The organism is Rhizobium ecuadorense (assembly GCF_001187535.1).
GTDB lineage: Bacteria > Pseudomonadota > Alphaproteobacteria > Rhizobiales > Rhizobiaceae > Rhizobium > Rhizobium ecuadorense.
This window is the reverse complement of the sequence record NZ_LFIO01001210.1, coordinates 1-218: the sequence shown is the minus strand read 5'-3', so window position 1 is coordinate 218 and position 218 is coordinate 1. Positions and strand designations below refer to the sequence as shown.

Annotated in this window: 1 pseudogene; it reads left to right on the top strand. The window is 61.9% G+C overall.

Features of this window, described 5'->3' with window-relative positions:
- Window positions 1-34: 34 nt before the first annotated feature.
- A pseudogene (locus AF337_RS25555) lies at window positions 35-218 on the top strand (zinc-binding alcohol dehydrogenase family protein); the annotation flags it as partial.

The following is a 218-nucleotide window of genomic DNA, read 5'->3' as shown; positions in this document are numbered from 1 at the left end:
TCTAGCTTCCGTGCAACGAACACAGGAGTTTCCCATGCGCGCCGTCGCCTATAAAACGCCCCAACCGATCTCCGCCGAGACCTCGCTGATCGATGTCGAGCTGCCGATGCCGGAGGCTAGGGGCCACGATCTGCTCGTCGAGATCAAAGCCGTTTCGGTCAATCCCGTCGACGTGAAGGTGCGCGCCCATTCCGCACCGCCCGCAGACGAACTGAAGG